Below are 22,157 nucleotides of genomic sequence, written 5' to 3' on the forward strand. Positions count from 1 at the left end.
GGTTTTTGCGTTTTTGCACTGCCATCCGCAAAATATTTTTGCATTTCACCGTAATTTTTCCTTTGATTGGAATGAAGTGTTTTCCTGCAAAGGCTGAAAGTATATAGTAAATCACTGGTTTAATGATATGTAACAACCAAATAGAAAAGTTCAGCTGAATCAAAATATTTGGCACAGATATTGCATGATATAATAAACGAAAACGTATAGAGTTATCTCTTGAAAAATAGAAATGTACGTCTGAAAGGGGACACTAGTATGAATAATTCTAAAACTAAATCAGCTGAACTAATCGAACAAACGGAAAAATTCGGAGCACATAACTATCATCCGCTGCCAATTGTAATTTCAGATGCTGAGGGAGTGTGGGTAAAGGATCCTGAAGGCAATAAATATATGGACATGCTTAGTGCATACTCTGCTGTAAACCAAGGCCACCGCCACCCAAAAATTATTCAAGCGTTAAAGGACCAGGCTGACCGCGTAACCCTTACTTCAAGGGCATTCCATAATGACCAGCTCGGTCCGTGGTACGAAAAGATTTGTAAATTAACGGATAAACAAATGGCTCTTCCGATGAATACAGGTGCAGAAGCAGTTGAAACTGCAATTAAAGCAGCGCGCCGCTGGGCATATGATGTGAAAGGCGTAGCGGAAAATCAGGCGGAAATCATAGCCTGTATCGGCAATTTCCATGGCAGGACAATGACAGCTGTTTCTCTTTCCTCCGAGGAAGAGTATAAACGCGGTTTCGGTCCAATGCTTCCGGGAATTAAGCTAATCCCGTATGGTGATTTAGAAGCATTGAAGGGTGCTATCACTGCTAACACAGCAGCATTCCTGATTGAACCGATCCAGGGTGAAGCAGGAATTGTAATACCTAAAGAAGGCTTTTTAAAAGCCGCTAATGAACTGTGCAAGGAAAACAATGTACTATTTATTGCAGATGAAATTCAGGCCGGACTTGCTCGCTCAGGCAAGATGTTTGCATGTGAATGGGAGGAAGTAGTTCCCGACATGTATATTCTAGGCAAGGCTTTGGGCGGAGGCGTTTTCCCAATTTCATGTGTTGTTGCTGATGAAGAAATTCTTAGGGTGTTTAATCCAGGTTCCCACGGATCTACATTTGGCGGAAATCCGATGGCTTGTGCGGTATCAGTAGCTGCGCTTGATGTTTTGGTGGATGAAAAACTGGCCGAACGTTCTCAGGAACTAGGGGAATATTTTATGAATAAGCTAAAGGAAATCAACAATCCTGCAATCAAGGAAGTACGCGGAAGAGGTTTATTTATTGGTGTAGAACTGAATGAACCTGCCCGTAAATACTGTGAGCAATTGAAGGAAGAGGGCCTTTTGTGCAAGGAGACTCATGATACAGTCATCCGTTTTGCTCCTCCGCTTGTCATTAGCAAGGAAGAACTCGACTGGGCAATTGAAAGGATTCAAAAGGTATTAAGCTAATATAAAGGGATTAGCCTGCAAACTGAAATCAAAGTAAGCTCTGCCAAAGAGGCAGAGCTTTTTGCAGTTATACGTAAAAGTTTTGGAAGAAAGCACCCTTCCCCATCCAGACTCACCGACTAGAGCGATTGGGGGAGCCTGCACTATTTATTAGCGTGTAGAAGAAGTTTCCGGTTCTCTCGAAGTCTCTTCGCTTGGTGTAAACAGAAGGCCAAGATTGATTAAGCCGGCAATTCCAACAAGACCATAAATGATTCGGGCCATAGCGGTATCTGCGCCGCCAAAGATTGCGGCTACCAGGTCAAATTGAAAAAAGCCGATTAATCCCCAGTTTATTGCCCCAATAATTGTAAGAACCAGTGCTATTCGCTGAATTCCACTCATAAAGAAATCCTCCTTTATTGTTTTTCACTCCTTAAGGTGGGTTAATTTTAATAAAATATACAATGTATCTTTCAATCGAATGTTTTGTATTTGAATGATGGATTAGGCATAATAGAAAATAGAATAAAGGAGGTAATATAATGGAGAATTTTACATATAAAAACCCGACTAAATTGATTTTTGGAAAAGGGCAGCTGGAGCAGCTGAAAACGGAAATTCCGGTTTATGGAAAAAAGGTTCTTCTTGTATACGGGGGAGGAAGCATTAAAAAGAATGGTCTTTATGATCGTGTCCTTTCTCAGCTTTCTGAAATAAAAGCAGATGTATTTGAGCTGTCAGGCGTTGAACCAAATCCGCGAATTTCAACCGTCCGCAGAGGGGTCGAGGTCTGTAAGGAGCAAGGAATTGAATTTATCCTCGCTGTTGGCGGCGGCAGTGTAATCGACTGTACGAAAGCAATTGCTGCAGGTGCCAAATATGATGGAGATGCTTGGGACATTGTCACAAAAAAAGCGCAGGTTCAAAGCGCGTTGCCTTTCGGAACTGTGCTGACACTGGCGGCAACCGGGTCTGAAATGAACTCGGGATCAGTTATTACGAACTGGGAAACAAAAGAAAAATACGGCTGGGGAAGCCCGCTGACTTTCCCGCAATTCTCCATTCTTGATCCGGAAAATACTTTCACAGTTCCAAGAGACCAAACAATCTATGGAATGGTTGACATGATGTCGCATGTATTTGAACAGTATTTCCATCAGCCGACGAACGCCCCGCTTCAGGACAGGTTCTGTGAATCCCTGCTCCGTACAGTGATTGAAACAGCTCCGAAGCTGCTGGAAAACCTGGAGAGCTACGAACACCGTGAGACGATTCTTTATTCCGGTACCATCGCACTTAATGGTTATCTGCAAATGGGCTATCGCGGTGATTGGGCTACTCATAATATTGAGCACTCAGTTTCGGCTGTTTATGATATTCCACATGCCGGCGGGCTCGCCATCCTGTTCCCTAACTGGATGAAGCATGTACTTCCTGTCAACGCAGATCGATTTAAACAGATGGCTATTAGGGTATTTGACGTAAATCCTGAAGGCAAGACTGATGAGGCGGTTGCTTTGGAGGGTATTGAAAAACTTCGTGAATTCTGGAGCAGCCTTGGTGCACCAAGCCGCCTTGCTGACTACGACATCGATGATTCTCAGATTGAAACAATGGCTGACAAAGCAATGGTTTATGGAGAATTCGGTAACTTCAAAAAGCTGAATCGTGAGGATGTACTGGCTATTCTGAGGGCTTCCCTGTAATTATACATTATTGAAAAAGGTGCCTAGTGCACCTTTTTTTATGAAAAATGACAGTATTGTATTGTTCAGAAGTGTTTGGCATATCCTTAAGAAGTGTAAAGGGATATATAGCAAAATTAGCTCCGTTTCCGCCGCAAAGGTAAACAGTTCCTAACTTTTATAATTTTTTTTTGGCTGGGTACGCTTACATACAAGTGCATCCTTGATTATCAATGCATCATTCGCTAAAGTGGAAGGGTAATCTTTAATAGATGGAGGAACAAACATGACACATGTAAGTTTCGATTATACAAAAGCATTAACTTTTTTTGGTGAACATGAAATTACATACTTACGGGATGCGGTAAAAGTAGCGCACCATTCATTACATGAAAAAACAGGAGCAGGCAGTGACTATCTGGGCTGGATCGATCTCCCTGCTGATTATGACAAAGAGGAATTTTCGCGGATTCAGAAAGCTGCGGAAAAAATTAAAAGTGACTCCGATGTACTGCTGGTAATCGGAATTGGTGGCTCTTATCTGGGCGCCCGTGCAGCGATTGAAATGCTGCAGCACAGCTTTTATAACGCCTTGCCGAAAGAAAAGCGGAACACTCCGCAAATTCTTTTTGTCGGTAACAATATTAGCCCTACATATATGAGAGACTTAATGGATCTTTTGGATGGCAAGGATTTTTCAATCAATGTCATTTCCAAGTCAGGCACAACAACCGAGCCTGCACTGGCATTCCGGATTTTCCGTAAGCTCCTCGAAGAAAAGTATGGCCGGGAAGAGGCTAAAAACCGGATCTACGCAACTACGGATAAAGAAAGGGGCGCATTAAAGACCGTTGCAACTGAAGAAGGTTTTGAAACCTTTGTTATTCCAGATGATGTCGGCGGACGCTATTCCGTTCTGACAGCAGTTGGTTTGCTTCCAATTGCCGCAAGCGGGGCAGATATCGAAAAAATGATGCAGGGCGCAGCACAGGCACGGGAAGATTTCAGCGCTTCAGAGCTGGATGAAAACGCCGCCTATCAATATGCAGCTGTCAGAAATGTGCTGTACAACAAAGGCAAAACGATTGAGATGCTGATCAACTATGAACCAGGCCTTCAGTATTTTTCAGAATGGTGGAAGCAGCTATTTGGGGAAAGTGAAGGAAAGGACCAGAAAGGAATCTATCCTTCGTCCGCAAACTTCTCAACTGATCTTCACTCGCTTGGACAGTATGTTCAGGAAGGGCGCCGAGACATGTTCGAGACAGTCATCAAAGTTGAAAATTCACGTCATGACTTGACGATTGAAGAGGAAGCTAATGATCTGGATGGTTTGAACTACCTGGCAGGCGAGACAGTCAGCTTTGTAAACAACAAAGCGTTTGAAGGAACACTGCTTGCCCATACCGATGGCGGAGTGCCAAACCTGATTGTCAGCATTCCAGCTATGGATGCCTACACATTCGGCTACCTGGTATATTTCTTTGAGAAAGCATGCGCAATGAGCGGTTATCTCTTAGGGGTAAATCCATTCGACCAGCCAGGAGTAGAGGCATATAAAGTTAACATGTTTGCACTCCTTGGCAAACCTGGATTCGAAGAAAAGAAAGCAGAGCTTGAAAAGCGTTTAAAATAATAATAGTTAGGAAGGCACTCGATTGAGTGTCTTTTTGCTTGCTGTAAAAGTCTTTCATCTCCAGCCTGGTTTTTATTTTACAGATTCTTTCCTAATAATAGATTTTTTTATATCAAAAGTTCCCTATCCAGTTTGCTGTTTTTTTTCAAAGCTTTGGGGAAGCTAAAGAAAAATATTGGCAGAAAAGGGGTGCTTTGAATGATTGAACTTGCTTCAAAGTTTGAAGGGAAAGTTATGGAGCTTTATAAGCTTGAACAAATACTCAAGCCTAAAGGATACAATATTGGCGGGGGCTGGGAGTATGACAGCGGCTATTTTGATTATAAGATTAACGAACAAAACGGGTATCAGTTTCTCCGGATACCTTTTATAGCGGCGGATGGCCAGCTGGATGAACGGGGTGTCACAGTCCGGCTTGGCAAACCATTCTTACTGGCCCATAAATATCAGGAGAGTCTTGACGATGATGCCAGGGTAGGGAATCTCTCAGCTTCCATTAACCAATTCCAGGAACCTGCAGATGCAGATGCTCCCGTTTCAGAAGATTTTGTTAGTTTGGGGCAGTCGCTTATAACAGAACTTGAACAAGAAATAATGGATTAAGATTAGAATTTATGGTCCCAAAACCGAATGAAGAATAATTTGGCCAAATTTACATTTATTTGGCCAAAACCTAATTAATTTGGTCAGATCTAAATTTATTTGGCCAAAAATCGAATTAATTTGTCCAGATTTAAATTTATTGGAACAAAAACCTAATTAATTTGGACGTTTTTTCATTTTATTTGGCCAAATATAAAAAGATTGTCCCTTACGCTCACTTTTGGGACAATCTCAGTTAATAAGATAAGGAGGTGCTTGCACTTTTCTATTAGGGGACGTATTGCTCTGTTATTTTCGTAATGGTTCCATCTTTTACTTCAATGTGATAAGGAACATATTGCAAACGGTCCGATTTTTTAAATTCCTTAATAAATTCCTCCAGCGTTACTTCCTGATCCCACTGGATTTCATTGGTCTTTTCAATTTGATAAGTTTGCATAATGACCTTTGCATCTTTTGCAACTGGAAGCTTACGAACTTTTGAATCTGTATCTCTAATATAATAACCATCCGGGGCAATGCATTTATCATCTTCCATGAGGCAATCATTGTCTTTTTCTGCTTCTATATTTGCCTGCTCGCCAAAATACCATTCAATGTAGTCTGCTTCAACGGCCAATCCCTTGCTTGTTTCTGTCAGTTTGTTAAAAAAGGCTGAGTGTTTTTCGGCTTTTGGTTCAGGCGCAGCATCGGCTTTTGAATCGGGAGCGGCATCCATAAACGAAGGGGAAATACAGATAATTGCCAGCACGATAATCAGGATTTTTTTCATTGGTAAGATTTCCTCCGTTGCAGAATTTTTTCCTCACATAATAGACGTATGAGTAGGGAGAAAGGTTTCAAAGGTCAGCCTCGGCAGCAATAAATAATTTAATTAATGGGTCATTATGCTTCATATACCCAGAATAACACCTATCAATCTAAGCCTAATTGCTCAATTTTTGTTCTAAGATAAGAAAGTATAACTTTTCTAGTAAGTACAGATGTCTAGCTCCAGGGCGCTTGCGCTTTACTGTTTACCTTTTTCTTACGTTAAAGTTGTCAGTGATCAGCAGCCAGTTTTGCGGGAAGGATAGACCTAGCTTCCAGTAGCTCATTCCTCTTAAGCCTAGTTCTTTTATCAGATTAAATTTGGCCTGAATAGAACGGGCATCTTCAAACCAGACTTCATGCCGCTTTCCGGCCCGGTCTGTATAATTGAAAAAAGGAGCCTGCGCCCTGTAATCGTATTGGATTGCGACATCATTTTCGGCTGCAATCATGATTGCCCGCTGTGGGCTGATTGCCCTGGCAGTTGATCCTTGAACAAAAGGCAATGTCCAATCATAGCCATACAAATTTTGTCCCATCATAATTTTCGAGGCTGGCATTTCGGTAATGGCGTATTCGAGTACATCCCTGACAGGACCAATCGGTGAAACAGCCATTGCTGGGCCACCGCTGTAGCCCCATTCATAGGTCATGATTACGACGAAATCTACAATTTCCCCATGTGCCTTGTAATCATGAGCTTCATACCAGCGTCCTTTTTGACCAGCGCTTGTTTTGGGGGCAAGGGCGGTTGACAATAGCCATCCTTCTTGTGAGAAGCGCTGTTTTGCTCTTCTAAGGAAGCGGTTGTAGGCTTCGCGGTCCTCAGGGCGCAAATATTCAAAGTCAAAGTGAATATCCCTGAAACCGTATCGTTGAGCGGTAGCAACAATATTATTAAGAAACCGGGTCTGGATTGCCTGATCGTTTAAAAGGATTCTGCCTAATTCATCATTAAATTGGTCGTTCTCCTGGTTTGTAATGACCATCATTAATACATTATTATTGGCTCTTGCGATAGCTGGAAACTGATTCAGCAGAGGCTCCTTGAGAGAACCGTCTCTTAAAGCCTGAAAGCTAAAAGGGGCAAGGTATGTTAAGTAAGGTGCAGCCTCTCTTGCACTCTGTTCGAGAGCAGGGGCAACAGTAGTTCCTCTAGGTTCCACATAGGCATTAAATTCAGCATCCCGTTTCGGACGAGGAGGTATATAAAGCCTTTGTCCGATGGAAAGAGTCTGATTGGCTGTAATACGGTTCACTCTGGCAATTTCCTCTACGGGAATGCCGACTCTTCTGGAGATAGACCATAATGTATCACCCGCCCGCACCCAATAGTAACTCCCGGTAATCGGAATGACCAGTGTCTGGCCGACTACTAAATCGTTTGGATTTGGTATTTGATTCGTGCTGATCAACCGTTCCGCAGTTGTTCCGTATGCCTGGGCGATGCCGGTTAAGGATTGCCCCCGCTGAATGACATGAATCTGCATGTTTCTCCCTCCCGTAAGCAGTTAAACGCTACATCCATTGTATGTCTTAATTGGCAAAGTAATGAATAGAAAATAGATTATTAGTTTACTTCCATACTTGAAGTTTACGTTAGCGTAAATGGTATAATAATTTTCAGAAAATTAAAACAGGTGGTTAATATGTACTCCATTTCACAGCTGAGTGAATTTTTTCAGGTAAGCACAAGAACAATCCGTTATTACGAAGAACTGGGTTTACTGAATCCAGAACGGGATAAAAGCGGCAGAAGAATTTTTTCCAATAAAGACCTAACCCGGCTTAAACTCATTTTCCGCGGCAAGCGCTTTGGATTCCAGCTGGCCGAAATTAAGGAAATGATTTACTTGTTTGACCAGGACCGCACCGGTAAAAAACAGCTTGAACGTACGATTGAATTCGGCAATGAAAAACTTAAGGAGGTGAAAGGCCTGATCGGCGAACTGACTGATATCAAGGAAGAAATGGAGCAAATGCTGAGTGATTTTGAACGGCGATTATCTGAAACAGGGGAGAGTAGTCTATGAACATTTCTGAATTGCTTGCCCGTAATGCAAGGAAGTACCCGCTAGAGGAAGCACTTATAACAGAGGGCGAAAGAATCAATTATAAGGAACTAAACTGCAGAGTTAATAAATTATCAAACGCTTTGATAGGAAAAGGACTGGCTAAAGGAGACAAGATTGTCTTATATATGCCAAACACAATCGAATTTGTAATTACCTATTTTGCAGTATTGCGAATCGGAGCGATAATCGTTCCGGTGAATGCCAAGCTAACAGCCCCAGAACTGGCATTTATTCTAAATCATTGTGATGCAAAGGCTTTATTTGCAGACGAATGGCTTTTCGGACAAGTAAAAGCAATGCCTGAATCCATCCATTTGCAATTTTATAAAACTGGGGAAAAGCAGGATGAATGGGAAAGCTTTGATGAGCTATGGAAAAATGGGCATGACCTGGAAGTGGAATGCATGCTGACTGAAGATGATGAAGCAACCATTCTATATACCTCTGGAACGACCGGAGATCCTAAGGGTGTACTATTCACATACCGCAATATCCTTTCTGCTGCCATTATGATGGCCGTTGAAATGGCGATGAAGCCGGAAAGCAGAATTCTTCACTTAATGCCTTTAAGCCATTCAGCCCCGCTTCATTTATTTCTGGTAGCCGGTACCTATGTGGGGGCTTCCCATATTTTAGCGCCTTCCTTTACACCCGAATTGCTTTTGAAATTAGTCGATCAGGAAAAAGCTACCCATTTCTTTGGAGCGCCGGTTGCATACTTATTTACAGCTAAACAGCCGAATATTGAAGTATATGATTTAACTTCCATGAAATACTGGGTCTATGGCGGTGCACCCCTTAGCCAACCGGAGGTTAAGTTTGTAAAAGAAAGATTCAAGACAAGCAATCTGTATTGTGTATATGGATTAACGGAGGCCGGACCAAGCGGAACTCTGCTGCTCGCTGAGGAACATGATACCAAAGCAGGCAGTATCGGAAAAAGGGGTGCTCTTGGAACGGAAGTAGCCATCTTTAACGATAGCGGTCAACCGGTTGAACCTGGTGAGGTAGGGGAAATTGTCCTTAAAGGTGAAGGTGTCATGAAAGGGTATTACAAGGGGGAAGAAGCAACCAAGGCTGTTTTGAAAGATGGCTGGCTATATTCAGGGGATATGGCGAAATATGATCAAGAGGGGTATGTATGGGTAGTCGACCGGAAAAAGGACATGATCATATCAGGCGGAGTGAATATTTTTCCAAAAGAGATCGAGGAAGTGCTTTCCTTTCATCCAGAAATTGCCGAGACAGCTGTTGTGGGAGTGCCACATCCTGAGTGGGGAGAAACGGTAAAAGCATTCATCGTGGCAAAGGGTGCTGTGGAAGACCCGAAAAAGGAATTCGGCAGTTTCCTGGCAGATAAATTAGCAAGCTATAAGATTCCCAGATTGTATGAGGTTATTGATCAGCTGCCGCGGAATGCGACAGGCAAAATATTAAAGCAAGTATTAAGAAAGCAGCATCAAACAGTTTGAGAGGTGGCGCTTAAGCATGAACTTTTATCGTGAAGACCCGAATTTGCGATTTATCCTAAAGCAGTATTTAAGTGAAGATTTATTTGCCTACGCAGAAAAGCAATTGGACACGTTTGGGGCGCTATGCGGCACAGAGATAGATGAAAGGGCCATGCATACGGACAGAGAGGGTCAGCCCCGTCTGATTAAGTATGACAAAATGGGTAATGACATATCGCATGTATGGCTTAACGAAGGCTATAAAAAAACGATTGCCCAAACCTATCAAACAGGCATTGTAGCTTATGTCCATAAAGACATTCCTGAATTAAAAAGAAAAGGAAACTATATGTATTCCTATGCCCAAGGATACCTGTTGTCACAGACAGAACCGGGTTTCTATTGCCCGGTAACATTGACAATGGCGACTGCCTATCTGCTTGACCGTTATGGAGAAGAAGAACTGAAACGAAAATACCTGCCTCATGTAATCTCAACCGGGGAAACAGAGCTGTATGAAGGCGCAACCTTTCTGACTGAAAGACAGGGCGGCTCTGATGTTGGCTCAAATGAAGTGAAAGCTATCTATGAAAGCGGCGGATATAGGATTTATGGTGAAAAATACTTTGCTTCCAATGCAGGTGCCTGCGGGGTGGCTATGGTGCTGGCAAGGCGGGAGGATGCAATTCCGGGGACAAAGGGGCTAAGCTTGTTTCTCATACCGTGGCGGAAAGAGAGTGGTGAGCTGAACAATCTTGAGATTCGCAGATTAAAGGATAAACTGGGTGTCCGGGCTGTTCCTTCAGGAGAGGTAGTCTTCCATGGAGCGGAAGCGTTCCTGGTAGGGGATGCCGATAAGGGGTTCTATTATATGATGGAAGCTCTTAATCTATCCCGGGTATGCAATGCTGTTGCCTCGATCGGCATTATGCAGCGGGCTTTTTCAGAAGCGAAAAAATATGCTTTTAACCGGCAAACATTTGGAAGTTATCTGGCAGATTTTCCGATGGTCAAGGAAACCCTTGCGAAGCTAGCGTCAAAGCAGGAAGTGGAGACAAGTGCTGTATTTTCACTGATTTCAGATTTTGACAAGGTAATGAGCGCTTCAGAAATCTGTTCAAAGGAAGAAGAAGCTATGAACCGGCTGCTGATTGCTTTATTAAAGATGGAGACAGCGGAGCAAGCGATTCATTTTTCCCATGAAGCAATCGAGCTGCATGGCGGCAATGGCTATATTGAGGATTTTGTTACCCCTAGATTATTGCGGGATGCACAGGTGCTGACCGTCTGGGAGGGTACAGCCAATATACTTGGACTCGAAGTGCTGCGCCTGATCAAAAAGTATGGGGTGCATCAGCTATTTATGCAGCATATTAAGGATGAGCTCAATAAGCTGCCAGATGACTTGAAAACTTATGCTGACCCGATTGAAACAGGTTTGGTCCAGCTTAATAAACTGCTGCTCGCGCTTTCAAGTGGAAATGAAGATATGCAAACCTATCACTGTAAGCGAGCCGCAAAATTAATGGTTAGGCTATATGAAAGCATTATCGCTCTAAAGGATGCGGCTATTGGAGGAAGCAGAAAAGAGATTATAGCACGCATTTTTTTAAACGATACGTGGCGGCTTACTGAACATGTAGATGATGAAATGCTGGCAGTAAAGCATTTTGAAGAGATTCTTCATGTGAATCAGAAGGTTGGCGTATAGTGAAGGTTTTATCAATCTAAAAGAGCAGTTGCAGTGAAACGAACATGGTTTGCCAAAGCCACTTTGTTTATGAGCTGGAACTAAAAAATCACATCTGCCGGGGCTGATCTTAATCAGTCCCTCTTTCATGCGGAAACAATATCCTGTCAGAATTACCCTCTTTCTTTGTAAAAATGAACGAAATAAACTGTGAAAATAGTGCAAAGAGAGGAAACTAATATGACCACAGATAAAAATACCTCCAATGAACTTGAATATAACGGCGGATTTTATGAAGAAATAGGTGATTTTCTTCGGGAGAATTATTTTAACTATGGCTTTACAAAAGGCACTGACCAGGAGGTTAATTTTTTAGAGAAACTGATGGAGCTTCAGAAAGATGCCCGTATTCTGGATATTGGCTGTGGAACGGGCCGCCACTCTCTAGAATTGGCACGGAGAGGATATCAGCCAGTAGGTATTGATATTTCTTCTGAATTCATTAAATATGCTAATAAAGAAGCTGAAGATCAAAATTTACCAGCAGAGTTCTTCGCAGCGGATGCCCGTGAATTAAATTATCAAAGAGAATTTGATGGAGCAATCTGTCTTTGTCAGGGAGCTTTCGGTCTGGCGGGCAATGAAGAAAACCACCGCAAAGTTTTAAAAGGGGTATATAGAGCCCTCCGTCCAGGCTCTCTATTTGTATTAACTGTTATAAATGCCCTTAATCTTGCAAGAAATCTAACCGAGGATGCTGAATTTGATCCATATTCCTGCACAGTTATAGATAAGGAGACCATTACTAGTCCCGAAGGAAAAACGAAGAAGGTCCCTATATACACCACTGCTTTTACATATCGTGAATTGAAGCTGTTACTTGAAAGCGAAGGGTTCGAAGTTAATGCCGCATATGGCTGTGTCGCCGGGAATTTTGGCAAAACACCATTGAAGGTAAATAGCTACGAAATTATGATGATTGCCCGAAGGCAAAAAGAATGAGGAAAAAAAGGGATCGACATCCAAAATTGGATCGGCCCCTTTTTGAAAATATAAAATGTTTAAAGCAGCTTTTAATGAATATCACGCTTTTTAAATCGGCCGCCGCGGACTTCTGCTATATCCGCTACCGCCAGAAAAGCGTTGGGATCGTTTTCGCTTACGATATCTTTCAGCTTTGCTTCTTCAAGCCGGTTTATAACGCAGAAGATAACCTTTTTCTCATCTCCTGAAAAGGCGCCTTCTCCCTTCATATATGTAACTCCGCGCCCAAGCCGGTTAATTATGGCATCTCCGATTTCCTGAAAGTGATCACTGATGATCCATACAGATTTAGACTCATCAAGCCCGGTGATTGTAATATCGATGGTTTTAAAGGCCACAAAATAAGCCAGCAGTGAATACATTGCCCGGTCCCAGGAGAAGACAAATCCTGCAGATCCAAGAATAAATAAATTAAAAAACATAATTATTTCACCTACCGAAAAAGGCAGCTTTTTATTCGCAAGTATTGCCAATATTTCAGTTCCGTCAAGTGATCCGCCATACCGGATCACAATCCCGACACCAATGCCGAGCACAATACCGCCAAATACAGTTGCTAAAAGAACATCATTAGTTAATGGGGGAACCGGGTGTAATAGGGTTGTTGTAATCGAAAGAATAGAGATGCCATAAAGAGTGGAAAAGGCGAAGGTCTTTCCAATTTGTTTATAGCCGATAAAGAAGAAGGGAATATTCAGCAAAAAGATAAAGAGACCCAGTTTCCAGCCGGTGATATACGAAAGGATAATTGAAATACCGACGATTCCGCCATCAATTACATTGTTTGGCACGAGGAAGATTTCAAGGCCTACACCCATCAGCACAGCACCGGCAGTAATTAAAAGGATCCTTTGCATGAGCTTGCTGAAAGGCAGCTTTTTATGCTGTACTTTTTGATAAACCAGCTCCTGTTGTTCTGTCAGGCTCATCGCTTTTATATCTGACATTATCATTCCCCCCTGTGTTTTTATTTTCTATTATTAATTATAAAGAAGTTCAGCCGAATATGTGACTTAATTAGTAAAATCGTTAAGGTAACTAATTATGTATGAATACTTAGTTTTCAATATGCCATTCAGGCATGAAAAAAAATCCCTGACCGCACATTGGATCAGCAGGGATAAGTGTGATTAATAAGCCTTGCCTTCTCACTCATTTGCTGAGTATGGATAAGGAATCCGGACACCATCTATCGTACCGGATGCATTCTCTTCCTCGGCATCCCGCATATATGCTTCGAATTCCTTGCGCAGTTCTTCGGGAGCTTCAGGCGTTAAATGCCAATTGCCAGGTTCATCTACAAAGTATGGGCTGTCCATAAAACTTGGTCTGCCTTTTTCCATTAGATTCACACCTTTCTTTTAAAAATAAACGCTTTACGATATGTATTCCCTTAATTTTTAAAGGTAACCCATCCATCAGATTTAAGTTAAATGAGAAAATCAAAAGTTTTTGATGTTTTAAATTAAAATAATTATAAAGTAATATTGATTATATAAATAAAACATGTATAATTAATGTTATGAAACACCTGATATCAAGCACAATAATGAACACTTCTGCATTGAATATTATCTGCGGTTTAAATTTCAAGGCAATTAAGCCAAGCTCACAAACCCTTGAATAGTTAAAAAAGGAAAGGCTGAAAGGAGACCGGGCTATGAAAAACGTCACTTGTCCTAAATGCGGAAATCTGGCAAAACAATTAAAGCATTCAATATTATGCAACTGTGGAACGCGAATTATATATGTAAGACATTAGCATGTCCTGGGGCGCCTTTTACTATCATCCCACTTTTTCCCATGTTGCTTGCGATATGGCATCCCTCTCTAAAAAAGTTTATAATTATTATATATTAATCAGTTTTATTTACTCGCCAAGACTGTTGGAGAGTGGGAGAAGGGTAACATGGACAGAGATTATGTTAATGTAATGGAAGAGCTAGTTGAAACAATCGTTAACTACTTAATGACTGGACCAGAATATCAAACCTTCTGCAAGTGTCATAAATGCCGGAAAGATATTATTGCTCTAAGCCTAAATACGCTTCCGAATCATTATGTTACAACGGCAGACGGACGGGAAAGAATTATTGAGCAGCTCAATACAACTGAAAACCGAAAATGGATTAATAAGAGAATTATCAGTGCTATCCACGTCGTTGGTAAATATCCACAGCATAAATAGTAGAGCATTTCCGAAAAAAAAAGGAAGTGCTTTTTTTCTTGCCAAAACTAGGTTGGTATTTCAATTATTCCCTATTCCTAGTTTCATTTTTGTCACTAATACAGGAAAGACATTAGGAAAGAGAGAATATATTGGTAGCAGCATACAGCTGGATTAATACTAGGGCAGGAAAAGCTGTTAAGCAAAAGGGGGTTAGAATGTGGAAGCAGTCCTTGCACAGAGAAAAACACAGGGGAAATGGAAACGCAGGCTGATTTGGATAGGGGCAACACTGCTCGTTCTTATAGCGTTGGGTGTAATTGGGGCCAACCTATTTTTGGCACGCGGGCTTCCGGAAACAGAGGGTGAGGTTAACCTGCCGGGTTTAAAGGAACCTGTTCAGGTAGTTAGGGACTCATATGGGGTTCCTCATATAAAAGCTGAGAATGAACAGGATTTATTTCTGGCCCAGGGATATATTCAAGCCCAGGACCGGCTGTTCCAAATGGACTTAAGCAGGCGCCAGGCTTCTGGTAGGCTAAGTGAAGTTATTGGTGATGCCACTGTGGAAAATGATAAGTATTTTCGTGCCCTCGGACTAAGGAGGGCGGCTGAAGCTTCATACCAAAGGTATTCCTCCACCGGAAGAGAAGTACTCAGCCAATATGCCGCTGGTGTGAACCTTTATATCGAAGAATTGAAGGAAAGCGGTAAGTGGCCGGCTGAATTTACGTTCCTAGGCTATAAGCCAGAGCCATGGACGCCTGTAGATTCCCTGACAATCGGAAAATATATGGCCTTTGATTTAGGAGGGCACTGGGAGGACCAGGCATTCAGACAGTATTTACTTCAGGAATTCCCAAAGGAAAAAGCTTATGACCTGTTTCCTTCCTATCCGAAGGAAGCCCCTTTTATTATTGGCAAGCGTGAGCTAAATATCGAAAAAAGCTTTGCAGCAGTTGCTGTTCCCCACGAATTTAACGGAAGCAATAACTGGGTCGTGAGCGGTTCTAAAACAAAATCAGGTAAACCGCTCCTTGCCGATGATCCGCATTTATCTTTGGCTACACCGTCCATTTGGTATCAGATGCATTTGGAGGCACCGTCCGTAAATGTAAGCGGTGTTATTTTTGCAGGAATACCGGGAATCATTCTTGGCCACAACCAGCATATTGCCTGGGGTGTAACCAATACAGGGCCGGATGTTCAGGATTTATATATTGAGAAAAGAAATCCTGAAAATAAGCAGGAATTTCACTATAACGGAAAATGGGAAAAAGCTAAAGTTATTAAGGAACGAATCAAGGTAAAGGATGCTAAAACAATTGATTTTGAAGTGACGGAAACAAGGCACGGTCCTGTCATTTCCGAGTTTGCGGCAGAATCCGGGAAAGATATGGTACTTGCTTTACGCTGGACGGCCTTAGATCCATCCGCTGAGCTTGAAGCTGTTCTGAACATGAACAAAGCAAAGAATTGGGATGAATTTGAGAAAGCCTTGCTTAAGTTTGAAACGCCAACTCAAAATTTTGTATTTGCTTCTAAAGATGGGACAATCGCCTATAAGGCAAACGGGAAAATTCCGATAAGGAAAAAAGGAGACAGTCTGGTTCCTGTTCCCGGATGGACAGATGAATATGAGTGGAAAGGATTTATCCCGTTTGATGAGCTTCCGAAAACCGTAAATCCTGCTGAAGGATTCGTATCGACGGCCAATAACAAAGTAATTTCAGATGAATATCCATACCATATCAGTAACAACTGGGCTCAGCCGTACAGGCAAATGAGAATCCAGGAAGTCCTGAAATCAAATGATAAGCTAACAATTAAAGATATGCAGGAACTGCAGATGGATAAGAAGAACCTTCAGGCTGAAGAATTTGTACCGCAATTTGTTAAGCTTTTAGAAGGTTCAGGCGGCAAGAAAGAAGCAAAAGCGCTTGAAGTTTTAAAGAAATGGAATTTTATTGATTCTAAGAAACAGGCTGCACCGCTCATTTTTAATCTGTGGATGGCCAATATTTCAAAAGTGCTGTTTGAAGATCAAATTTCAGAAGAGGCTATGAAAATGTTCGGCGGCAGAAAGCAGGCCGTTGATGAGCTTATCAGGAGAGGACTTGAAGGAAATCCGGGGCCTTGGATTAAGGAACAGGGAGGTACAAAAGTACTATTGCTGAAATCTCTCAAGCGAACCTTAACAGCAGCCGAAGAACTGCAAGGGGATAACATAGAAAAATGGCAATGGGGAGAATTTCACCAAGTCCGGTTCAATCATCCGCTCTCAAGAGTATCGCCGCTAAATTACTTATTTAACAGCAAAGGTGGCATCCCTGTAGGCGGAAGCAGCGTCACAGTGCAGGCAGCTTCGTTCACAGACGATGGTCTTGTCGATCATGGGGGCTCCTGGAGATTTGTCATTGGCGCTGACAATCTTACTCAAGGATATCACCTTGTTGGACCAGGACAATCTGGCCATGTAAAAAGTGATTGGTACCATAACCAGATGGAAGACTGGGCGGATGGTACTTTTCACAAAACAAATATGAAAGAATACAGCGGAAAAACCTTAAAGTTGAAGCCGGGAACGGCAGAGAAATAAAGTAATTCAAAAAAACAGGCCTGCACTTAGCTCAAGGGCCTGTTTCTTTTAATGCTGCAGACTATTCTTCATATCTTTGTCAATACGATTCCAAGTAACGCTGTTGCTATTCCGATTATCTGGTAGGCTTTTAGTGACTCTTTATATAAATAACAGCCTGCCAGCACAACAACTAAACAGTTTAAGCTGACAATCGGGAAAACGATGCTTGCCATCCCGGTATTTAAAGCATAAAAATAACAGCTGTAGCTAAGTATGCTGATCATTCCTACACAGGTTCCTATTTTCACTTCAGGGCTTGAAATTTTATTTTTCTCAAAAGCCATTCGAACGCCAAGATAAAGTCCTCCTCCTCCGTACATGGAAGTCAGAACATCCATTGAGTTCAAATGAAGATAAGAAGTCGTTTTCATCATCACACCAAGTATCCCAAACGACAAAATCGCGAATAGAACCCGCAGCATCCAAGGCAAATAGTTTTTAGAAAGTTGCTTGGATTTAGGTGTGTATTGGATAACTAAAGCCGCTCCCAGCATGCAAACTATGCCGATTAGCTGAAGGCCTGTAATATTTTCATGGAAGAACAGGGCAGCTGTCAGTATAGGAAAAACAGCATTAGCGGCAATCAAAGGTGCCGTTAAACTAGCTGGACCTTTTTCAAAAGCCATTGACATTTGGATATTCCCATTTGCGTTTAAAATGCCTATCAATGCCCCTAACAGAACAGAAACTAAGCTCAAATGCACCCTCCCGCTGAATGTTCCGTAACCAGCAGTCAATAAAAAGGCTGCCAAGTAAAAGAAAAACTGAATATGAAGCTTGGAATATGTCTTCCCGTCCGATGTACTCCATTTGAAAATAGCATTATTAATTCCAAAACCTATACTTGTTGTCAATGCTGCCAATACCCACATTATGTACTCTTCCTCGTTCTGAATATTTAATAATCATAATTTTAACATGGATATTTTTATAAAGGTATTCAATTTTTAAACCTATTAACCCTAATCAACGAACTTTGTGGCATGGGCGCTATTTATCTTTATTTCTCCAACCCGGAAGAAATCTTTCACTCACTGCCCGATTATCTTGAAGCACACATGAAAATGATGAATGTATTTTGATGCCTTTCACTTCCAGCCATTTTTTATAAAAAAAGCCAAACACATCCCCGGATATTAAACATATAAAGAAGAATAGGAAGGGATTTAACTTTCTTTGATACAAAGCTGTATCTGGAGGTGAACGTATGCCAGTTGTAAAAGCCACACAAAAGGATCTGGATTTGCTGGCTAGATTGCTAAGGGCAGAAGCAGAGGGTGAAGGTCAACAGGGAATGCTTATGGTAGGAAACGTGGGTATTAACCGAATTAGGGCAAACTGTTCTGATTTTAAGGGGCTCCGGACTATTCCGCAAATGGTTTATCAGCCACATGCCTTTGAAGCAACAATAAAAGGATACTTTTATCAGCGGGCGAGGGAAGTTGAACGGCGTTTGGCCAGGCGTGTAATAAATGGAGAAAGAATATGGCCTTCCAAATATTCTCTTTGGTATTTCAGGCCGCCTGGCGACTGCCCTCCGACTTGGTATAATCAGCCGCTAGTAGGACGATATAAGCTGCATTGCTTTTATCAGCCGACCGGTGAAGAATGTGAAAACGTGTATAATACCTTTTAACCTCAATCATCAAGCTTCGGATATCCGGAGCTTTTTGTGATTTTTCGGGAAACTTTATTAGCTTTTGCCAGCTGAAGCGGCTGGACTATGGTCAAGATTACCATGACCTCTGATGGCTGTAGGACTTGATGCCCCTAACGCAACCAAGGAGCCGCTTAAATGGTCTATACTTTCCCTTAATTTCTGTTAGTTTTCCTTAAATGGCCAACTTTCGATTCCGGCTGAATCCCCGAAAATTTTTCTTACATTAATTTCTCTAAGGCCTGACTATTCTATAACATGACAAAAATGTAAGTTTGCAGGATATATCGTAAGGAATTGTTATGAATACCAGCTTAATTGTTTTTTATAGTAAATGTACAGAAAGCAATTTAAAGGAGCAATAAGCATGGATACAGTTTTACAGGCAAATGGGATTAAAAAGGTATATGGAGTGAGAGGAAATGTCTATTCGGCTCTTAATGGAATTGACCTTCAGATTACAAGAGGAGAATTTGTTGGAATCATGGGGCCGTCTGCAGCAGGAAAGTCTACGATATTAAACATCTTATCAACGATCGATACGCCAAGTGAGGGTTCTTCATTATTAACCAGCAAAATATTCTGGAATTGAAAGAAAAAGATTTGGCAGATTTTCGCAGAGATAAGCTGGGATTTAAAGTGAGGAGGGTTAATATCAAGCAGGACAAGCTGGGCTTTACTCTTAAAAAGTCTTGATCTACATGATCAAATTGGTCAACAGCAACAGGATCAAATCCCCCTTTGCTTAAAAAGTCTTCAGTTAAACTTCCAATTTTATAATCATCTTCTACTATCAAAATTTTATACACTGCAGCACCCTGTTTTTTACCTTTATTATACAAAAGTGTGCTGCTATTTTATAGTACTGTTGAGTACCGGAATCATTCAGCAAATTTAGGATGGATATATTGTTTTTCAGAAAAAAACAGGCACCATTGTATGGTGCCTGCCGGAAGTCATCTTGAGGTGCAATAGCACCATGAGACAAATTCAAAAATATTATACCTCTTGAGGAACGGCTAACCCAAGACCTTCTGCAACGCGGGTTCCATATTCAGGGTCCGCTTTGTAGAAATGCTGAATTTGGCGGAGTTTGATTTCTTCTATTGTAACAGGCTTCATTGCCCCCACAATATTTTCAACCAGGCGCGCACGCTCTTCTTCACTCATCAGGCGATACAGGTCTCCAGCTTGAGTGTAGTGGTCGTTGTGGTCATATGCCACGCTATCAGCAACGCCGGATACAGCCAGAGCTGCGGGCTTATTTTCAGGTGTTTCTTTTGGTCCGCCAAAGCTGTTTGGCTCGTAATATACAGAACCGCCGCCGTTGCCGTCAAATCTCATTTGCCCGTCACGCTGATAAGTATTTACCGGTGATTGTGGACGGTTGATTGGCAATGCATTGTGGTTGGCGCCAACGCGGTAGCGGTGAGCGTCTGAGTATGCGAAAAGGCGTCCTTGCAGCATTTTATCAGGAGAAGCCTCGATTCCGGGCACAAATGCACCTGGTGAGAAGGTTGCCTGCTCTACTTCAGCAAAGTAGTTTTCCGGATTCCTGTCAAGAACCATGCGGCCAACTTCAATTAATGGGTAATCTTTTTGAGACCAAACCTTTGTTACATCAAACGGATCAAAGCGGTATGTGTTTGCGTCCTCCATAGGCATGATCTGTACATAAAGCTTCCAGGCCGGGAAATCGCCATTCTCAATTGCGTTAAATAAATCTTCTGTATGATAATCTGGATTTTCACCTGCAAGCTTGGCTGCAAGCTCAACATCAAGATTCTTAATGCCTTGTTCAGTTTTGAAATGGTATTTTACCCAAACTCCTTCGCCTTGTTCATTAACCCATTTGAATGTATGGCTTCCAAAACCATGCATATGGCGAAGGGTGGCAGGAATTCCCCGGTCTGACATCAAAATTGATACCTGGTGCAGGGACTCAGGTGATAAAGACCAGAAATCCCATACAGCAGTCGGATTCTTTAAATGTGTTTTAGGATCTCTTTTTTGAGTATGGATGAAATCAGGAAATTTAATCGCGTCGCGGATAAAGAACACAGGTGTGTTATTTCCCACCAGGTCATAGTTCCCTTCTTCTGTATAAAATTTAACAGCAAATCCGCGCGGGTCACGGACTGTATCAGCAGAACCAAGTTCACCTGCTACAGTAGAAAAACGGATAAACATTGGTGTCCGCTTTCCAACAGCTGACAAGAAATGGGCCTTTGTATATTTGGATACATCATTCGTAACTTCAAAGTAACCATGAGCGCCGGCTCCTTTTGCATGAACAACACGTTCAGGAACACGTTCTCTATTAAAGTGGGCCAATTTTTCTAGAAGGTGCACGTCTTGAATTAAAGTTGGACCGCGGTGGCCTGCTGTCTGGGAATTTTGGTTATCGCCTACTGGAGCACCCCAGCTGGTAGTTAGGTTATTTTTACTCATAAATAGGATCACCTCAAATGGAATTTTTAGAAAGATTTAATCTTATGATAACATTTATTAATCAAAAATCAATACTTATTTATATTAATTATAAATAAATAAGTATTTTAAACAAAAGTTGAAAAAAGGATTAGCCACGAAAAAATATATGCAGCCAATCCATAATAAAGAACTGCTTGGGCGAGCAGTTCCTCTATACGCTGAAAGTATTGGAAGTATATAAAGAAGGATATCAGTCATAATAATTGTTGGTCGAAGGAACTGAGTAGAATGTGGAACCTGCTTGTACTCAATTTTCTCACCACCTCCTTGTAGTTGGCGAATAAGCCTGTGAAAAAAGGGATTATGACACCTGGTCTAATCCTTTTTTTCACAGGAGAAAAAAGAAAATATACAATAGTAATTTACCTTTGCCGTATCGCTGTCTTTTTGCTCAAAAGGGCTTTTAGATCTGCGGAATTTTATAAAGTGTGGGTGAATGGTTTTTAGATTCCATATGCAAAAAATTTTTAAATGTGGGTATAAAATTATGATTAAAACAGAATCTATGATTGTTGTTCATTTTAAATTCAAGGAGGATTTAACAACATGTCAATGCCATTTAACCAAGCAGGTCAGTCTCTTCAACAGTTTCAACAGAGAGCCGGGCAACAAACTGGCCAAGGATTCCAAGCGGGCGGCTTCACACAGCAAGCAGGCGGTTTTGGCGGCTTACAGTCAGTTATGCAGCCAGGATTCGCAGGCACTGACTCACAACAAGTAAGACAAGAAATACAACAAGACCTTGCCAACCAAAGCATGCAG

General features: G+C 41.7%; 19 protein-coding genes and 1 pseudogene. 13 read left to right on the forward strand and 7 right to left on the reverse strand.

The window, feature by feature from the left end; translation table 11 throughout:
• Positions 1 to 258: 258 nt before the first annotated feature.
• Positions 259 to 1,461, forward strand: a complete 1,203-nt coding sequence (locus CVD28_RS21320) for an ornithine--oxo-acid transaminase (RefSeq protein WP_101596334.1) — start codon at positions 259 to 261, stop codon at positions 1,459 to 1,461.
• Between the two features lie 150 nt (positions 1,462 to 1,611).
• Here CVD28_RS21320 and CVD28_RS21325 read toward each other — a convergent pair whose 3' ends face one another.
• Positions 1,612 to 1,845, reverse strand: a complete 234-nt coding sequence (locus tag CVD28_RS21325) for a DUF378 domain-containing protein (protein ID WP_101596336.1) — start codon at positions 1,843 to 1,845, stop codon at positions 1,612 to 1,614.
• Positions 1,846 to 1,985: 140 nt separating this feature from the next.
• On the opposite strand from CVD28_RS21325, the gene CVD28_RS21330 reads away from it, so the two are divergent.
• The 3 genes from CVD28_RS21330 to CVD28_RS21340 all read left to right on the forward strand — a co-directional run bounded on the left by CVD28_RS21330 (position 1,986) and on the right by CVD28_RS21340 (position 5,367).
• Positions 1,986 to 3,149, forward strand: a complete 1,164-nt coding sequence (locus tag CVD28_RS21330) for an iron-containing alcohol dehydrogenase (RefSeq protein ID WP_101596338.1) — start codon at positions 1,986 to 1,988, stop codon at positions 3,147 to 3,149.
• A gap of 265 nt (positions 3,150 to 3,414) precedes the next feature.
• Positions 3,415 to 4,764 (forward strand): glucose-6-phosphate isomerase, encoded by a 1,350-nt coding sequence (locus CVD28_RS21335; RefSeq protein WP_101596340.1) that lies wholly within the window; start codon positions 3,415 to 3,417, stop codon positions 4,762 to 4,764.
• A 198-nt stretch (positions 4,765 to 4,962) separates the two neighbouring features.
• Positions 4,963 to 5,367, forward strand: a complete 405-nt coding sequence (locus tag CVD28_RS21340; RefSeq protein ID WP_101596343.1) for a YugN-like family protein — start codon at positions 4,963 to 4,965, stop codon at positions 5,365 to 5,367.
• A gap of 268 nt (positions 5,368 to 5,635) precedes the next feature.
• Here the strand turns inward: CVD28_RS21340 and CVD28_RS21345 are convergent, their stop codons facing one another.
• Both CVD28_RS21345 and CVD28_RS21350 read right to left on the reverse strand, forming a co-directional pair.
• A complete protein-coding gene (locus tag CVD28_RS21345; protein WP_101596347.1) occupies positions 5,636 to 6,139 on the reverse strand; it encodes a hypothetical protein in 504 nt (167 codons plus the stop codon).
• A 244-nt stretch (positions 6,140 to 6,383) separates the two neighbouring features.
• Positions 6,384 to 7,667: a LysM peptidoglycan-binding domain-containing protein gene (locus tag CVD28_RS21350; RefSeq protein WP_101596350.1), complete on the reverse strand. Its 1,284-nt coding sequence runs from the start codon at positions 7,665 to 7,667 to the stop codon at positions 6,384 to 6,386.
• A 159-nt stretch (positions 7,668 to 7,826) separates the two neighbouring features.
• Here CVD28_RS21350 and CVD28_RS21355 point away from each other — a divergent pair, with 159 nt between their 5' ends.
• From CVD28_RS21355 to CVD28_RS21370, 4 genes are all read left to right on the forward strand, one after another.
• Positions 7,827 to 8,210, forward strand: coding sequence for a MerR family transcriptional regulator (locus CVD28_RS21355; RefSeq protein WP_101596352.1), 384 nt, complete (start codon positions 7,827 to 7,829; stop codon positions 8,208 to 8,210).
• A complete protein-coding gene (locus CVD28_RS21360; protein WP_101596354.1) occupies positions 8,207 to 9,724 on the forward strand; it encodes a class I adenylate-forming enzyme family protein in 1,518 nt (505 codons plus the stop codon). The genes CVD28_RS21355 and CVD28_RS21360 overlap by 4 nt, the downstream gene beginning before the upstream one ends.
• Before the next feature lie 16 nt (positions 9,725 to 9,740).
• Complete coding sequence (locus CVD28_RS21365) at positions 9,741 to 11,414, forward strand: acyl-CoA dehydrogenase family protein (protein WP_101596356.1); 1,674 nt, start codon at positions 9,741 to 9,743, stop codon at positions 11,412 to 11,414.
• 219 nt (positions 11,415 to 11,633) lie between these two features.
• Positions 11,634 to 12,395: a class I SAM-dependent methyltransferase gene (locus CVD28_RS21370; protein ID WP_101596359.1), complete on the forward strand. Its 762-nt coding sequence runs from the start codon at positions 11,634 to 11,636 to the stop codon at positions 12,393 to 12,395.
• A 71-nt stretch (positions 12,396 to 12,466) separates the two neighbouring features.
• Here the strand turns inward: CVD28_RS21370 and CVD28_RS21375 are convergent, their stop codons facing one another.
• Both CVD28_RS21375 and CVD28_RS21380 read right to left on the reverse strand, forming a co-directional pair.
• The gene (locus tag CVD28_RS21375) at positions 12,467 to 13,294 is read right to left on the reverse strand and encodes a YitT family protein (RefSeq protein WP_374702559.1); all 828 of its coding nucleotides are present in this window, start codon (positions 13,292 to 13,294) and stop codon (positions 12,467 to 12,469) included.
• Positions 13,295 to 13,585: 291 nt separating this feature from the next.
• A complete protein-coding gene (locus CVD28_RS21380) occupies positions 13,586 to 13,780 on the reverse strand; it encodes a hypothetical protein (protein WP_101596361.1) in 195 nt (64 codons plus the stop codon).
• 566 nt (positions 13,781 to 14,346) lie between these two features.
• Here CVD28_RS21380 and CVD28_RS21385 point away from each other — a divergent pair.
• Both CVD28_RS21385 and CVD28_RS21390 read left to right on the forward strand, forming a co-directional pair.
• Positions 14,347 to 14,625 (forward strand): late competence development ComFB family protein, encoded by a 279-nt coding sequence (locus tag CVD28_RS21385; protein ID WP_257985946.1) that lies wholly within the window; start codon positions 14,347 to 14,349, stop codon positions 14,623 to 14,625.
• Positions 14,626 to 14,824: 199 nt separating this feature from the next.
• Positions 14,825 to 17,203 (forward strand): penicillin acylase family protein, encoded by a 2,379-nt coding sequence (locus tag CVD28_RS21390; protein ID WP_101596363.1) that lies wholly within the window; start codon positions 14,825 to 14,827, stop codon positions 17,201 to 17,203.
• A gap of 68 nt (positions 17,204 to 17,271) precedes the next feature.
• Here the strand turns inward: CVD28_RS21390 and CVD28_RS21395 are convergent, their stop codons facing one another.
• A complete protein-coding gene (locus CVD28_RS21395) occupies positions 17,272 to 18,117 on the reverse strand; it encodes an EamA family transporter (RefSeq protein ID WP_101596365.1) in 846 nt (281 codons plus the stop codon).
• Positions 18,118 to 18,452: 335 nt separating this feature from the next.
• Here CVD28_RS21395 and CVD28_RS21400 point away from each other — a divergent pair, with 335 nt between their 5' ends.
• Together CVD28_RS21400 and CVD28_RS21405 are read left to right on the forward strand one after the other, a co-directional pair.
• Positions 18,453 to 18,881 (forward strand): cell wall hydrolase, encoded by a 429-nt coding sequence (locus CVD28_RS21400; RefSeq protein ID WP_101596367.1) that lies wholly within the window; start codon positions 18,453 to 18,455, stop codon positions 18,879 to 18,881.
• Between the two features lie 388 nt (positions 18,882 to 19,269).
• Positions 19,270 to 19,494: an ATP-binding cassette domain-containing protein gene (locus CVD28_RS21405; RefSeq protein WP_257985947.1), complete on the forward strand. Its 225-nt coding sequence runs from the start codon at positions 19,270 to 19,272 to the stop codon at positions 19,492 to 19,494.
• 407 nt (positions 19,495 to 19,901) lie between these two features.
• On the opposite strand, the gene katA is transcribed toward CVD28_RS21405, so the two are convergent.
• Complete coding sequence (katA, locus tag CVD28_RS21415) at positions 19,902 to 21,353, reverse strand: catalase KatA (RefSeq protein WP_101596371.1); 1,452 nt, start codon at positions 21,351 to 21,353, stop codon at positions 19,902 to 19,904.
• A 588-nt stretch (positions 21,354 to 21,941) separates the two neighbouring features.
• On the opposite strand from katA, the pseudogene CVD28_RS21420 reads away from it, so the two are divergent.
• Positions 21,942 to 22,157: pseudogene (locus CVD28_RS21420) on the forward strand (hypothetical protein); the annotation flags it as partial.

The organism is Bacillus sp. M6-12, assembly GCF_002860285.1.
In the GTDB taxonomy this organism is placed as follows: Bacteria; Bacillota; Bacilli; order Bacillales; family DSM-1321; genus Peribacillus.

Bases quoted from the DNA above. Each gene is read 5' to 3' on its own strand.
- CVD28_RS21340 (WP_101596343.1), top strand. From the start codon at position 4,963: ATGATTGAACTTGCTTCAAAGTTTGAAGGGAAAGTTATGGAGCTTTAT.
- CVD28_RS21335 (WP_101596340.1), top strand. From the start codon at position 3,415: ATGACACATGTAAGTTTCGATTATACAAAAGCATTAACTTTTTTTGGT.
- katA (WP_101596371.1), bottom strand. From the start codon at position 21,353: ATGAGTAAAAATAACCTAACTACCAGCTGGGGTGCTCCAGTAGGCGAT.
- CVD28_RS21385 (WP_257985946.1), top strand. From the start codon at position 14,347: ATGGACAGAGATTATGTTAATGTAATGGAAGAGCTAGTTGAAACAATC.
- CVD28_RS21395 (WP_101596365.1), bottom strand. From the start codon at position 18,117: ATGTGGGTATTGGCAGCATTGACAACAAGTATAGGTTTTGGAATTAAT.
- CVD28_RS21365 (WP_101596356.1), top strand. From the start codon at position 9,741: ATGAACTTTTATCGTGAAGACCCGAATTTGCGATTTATCCTAAAGCAG.
- CVD28_RS21330 (WP_101596338.1), top strand. From the start codon at position 1,986: ATGGAGAATTTTACATATAAAAACCCGACTAAATTGATTTTTGGAAAA.
- CVD28_RS21325 (WP_101596336.1), bottom strand. From the start codon at position 1,845: ATGAGTGGAATTCAGCGAATAGCACTGGTTCTTACAATTATTGGGGCA.
- CVD28_RS21370 (WP_101596359.1), top strand. From the start codon at position 11,634: ATGACCACAGATAAAAATACCTCCAATGAACTTGAATATAACGGCGGA.
- CVD28_RS21375 (WP_374702559.1), bottom strand. From the start codon at position 13,294: ATGCAAAGGATCCTTTTAATTACTGCCGGTGCTGTGCTGATGGGTGTA.
- CVD28_RS21345 (WP_101596347.1), bottom strand. From the start codon at position 6,139: ATGAAAAAAATCCTGATTATCGTGCTGGCAATTATCTGTATTTCCCCT.
- CVD28_RS21320 (WP_101596334.1), top strand. From the start codon at position 259: ATGAATAATTCTAAAACTAAATCAGCTGAACTAATCGAACAAACGGAA.
- CVD28_RS21400 (WP_101596367.1), top strand. From the start codon at position 18,453: ATGCCAGTTGTAAAAGCCACACAAAAGGATCTGGATTTGCTGGCTAGA.
- CVD28_RS21350 (WP_101596350.1), bottom strand. From the start codon at position 7,667: ATGCAGATTCATGTCATTCAGCGGGGGCAATCCTTAACCGGCATCGCC.
- CVD28_RS21380 (WP_101596361.1), bottom strand. From the start codon at position 13,780: ATGGAAAAAGGCAGACCAAGTTTTATGGACAGCCCATACTTTGTAGAT.
- CVD28_RS21405 (WP_257985947.1), top strand. From the start codon at position 19,270: ATGGATACAGTTTTACAGGCAAATGGGATTAAAAAGGTATATGGAGTG.
- CVD28_RS21360 (WP_101596354.1), top strand. From the start codon at position 8,207: ATGAACATTTCTGAATTGCTTGCCCGTAATGCAAGGAAGTACCCGCTA.
- CVD28_RS21355 (WP_101596352.1), top strand. From the start codon at position 7,827: ATGTACTCCATTTCACAGCTGAGTGAATTTTTTCAGGTAAGCACAAGA.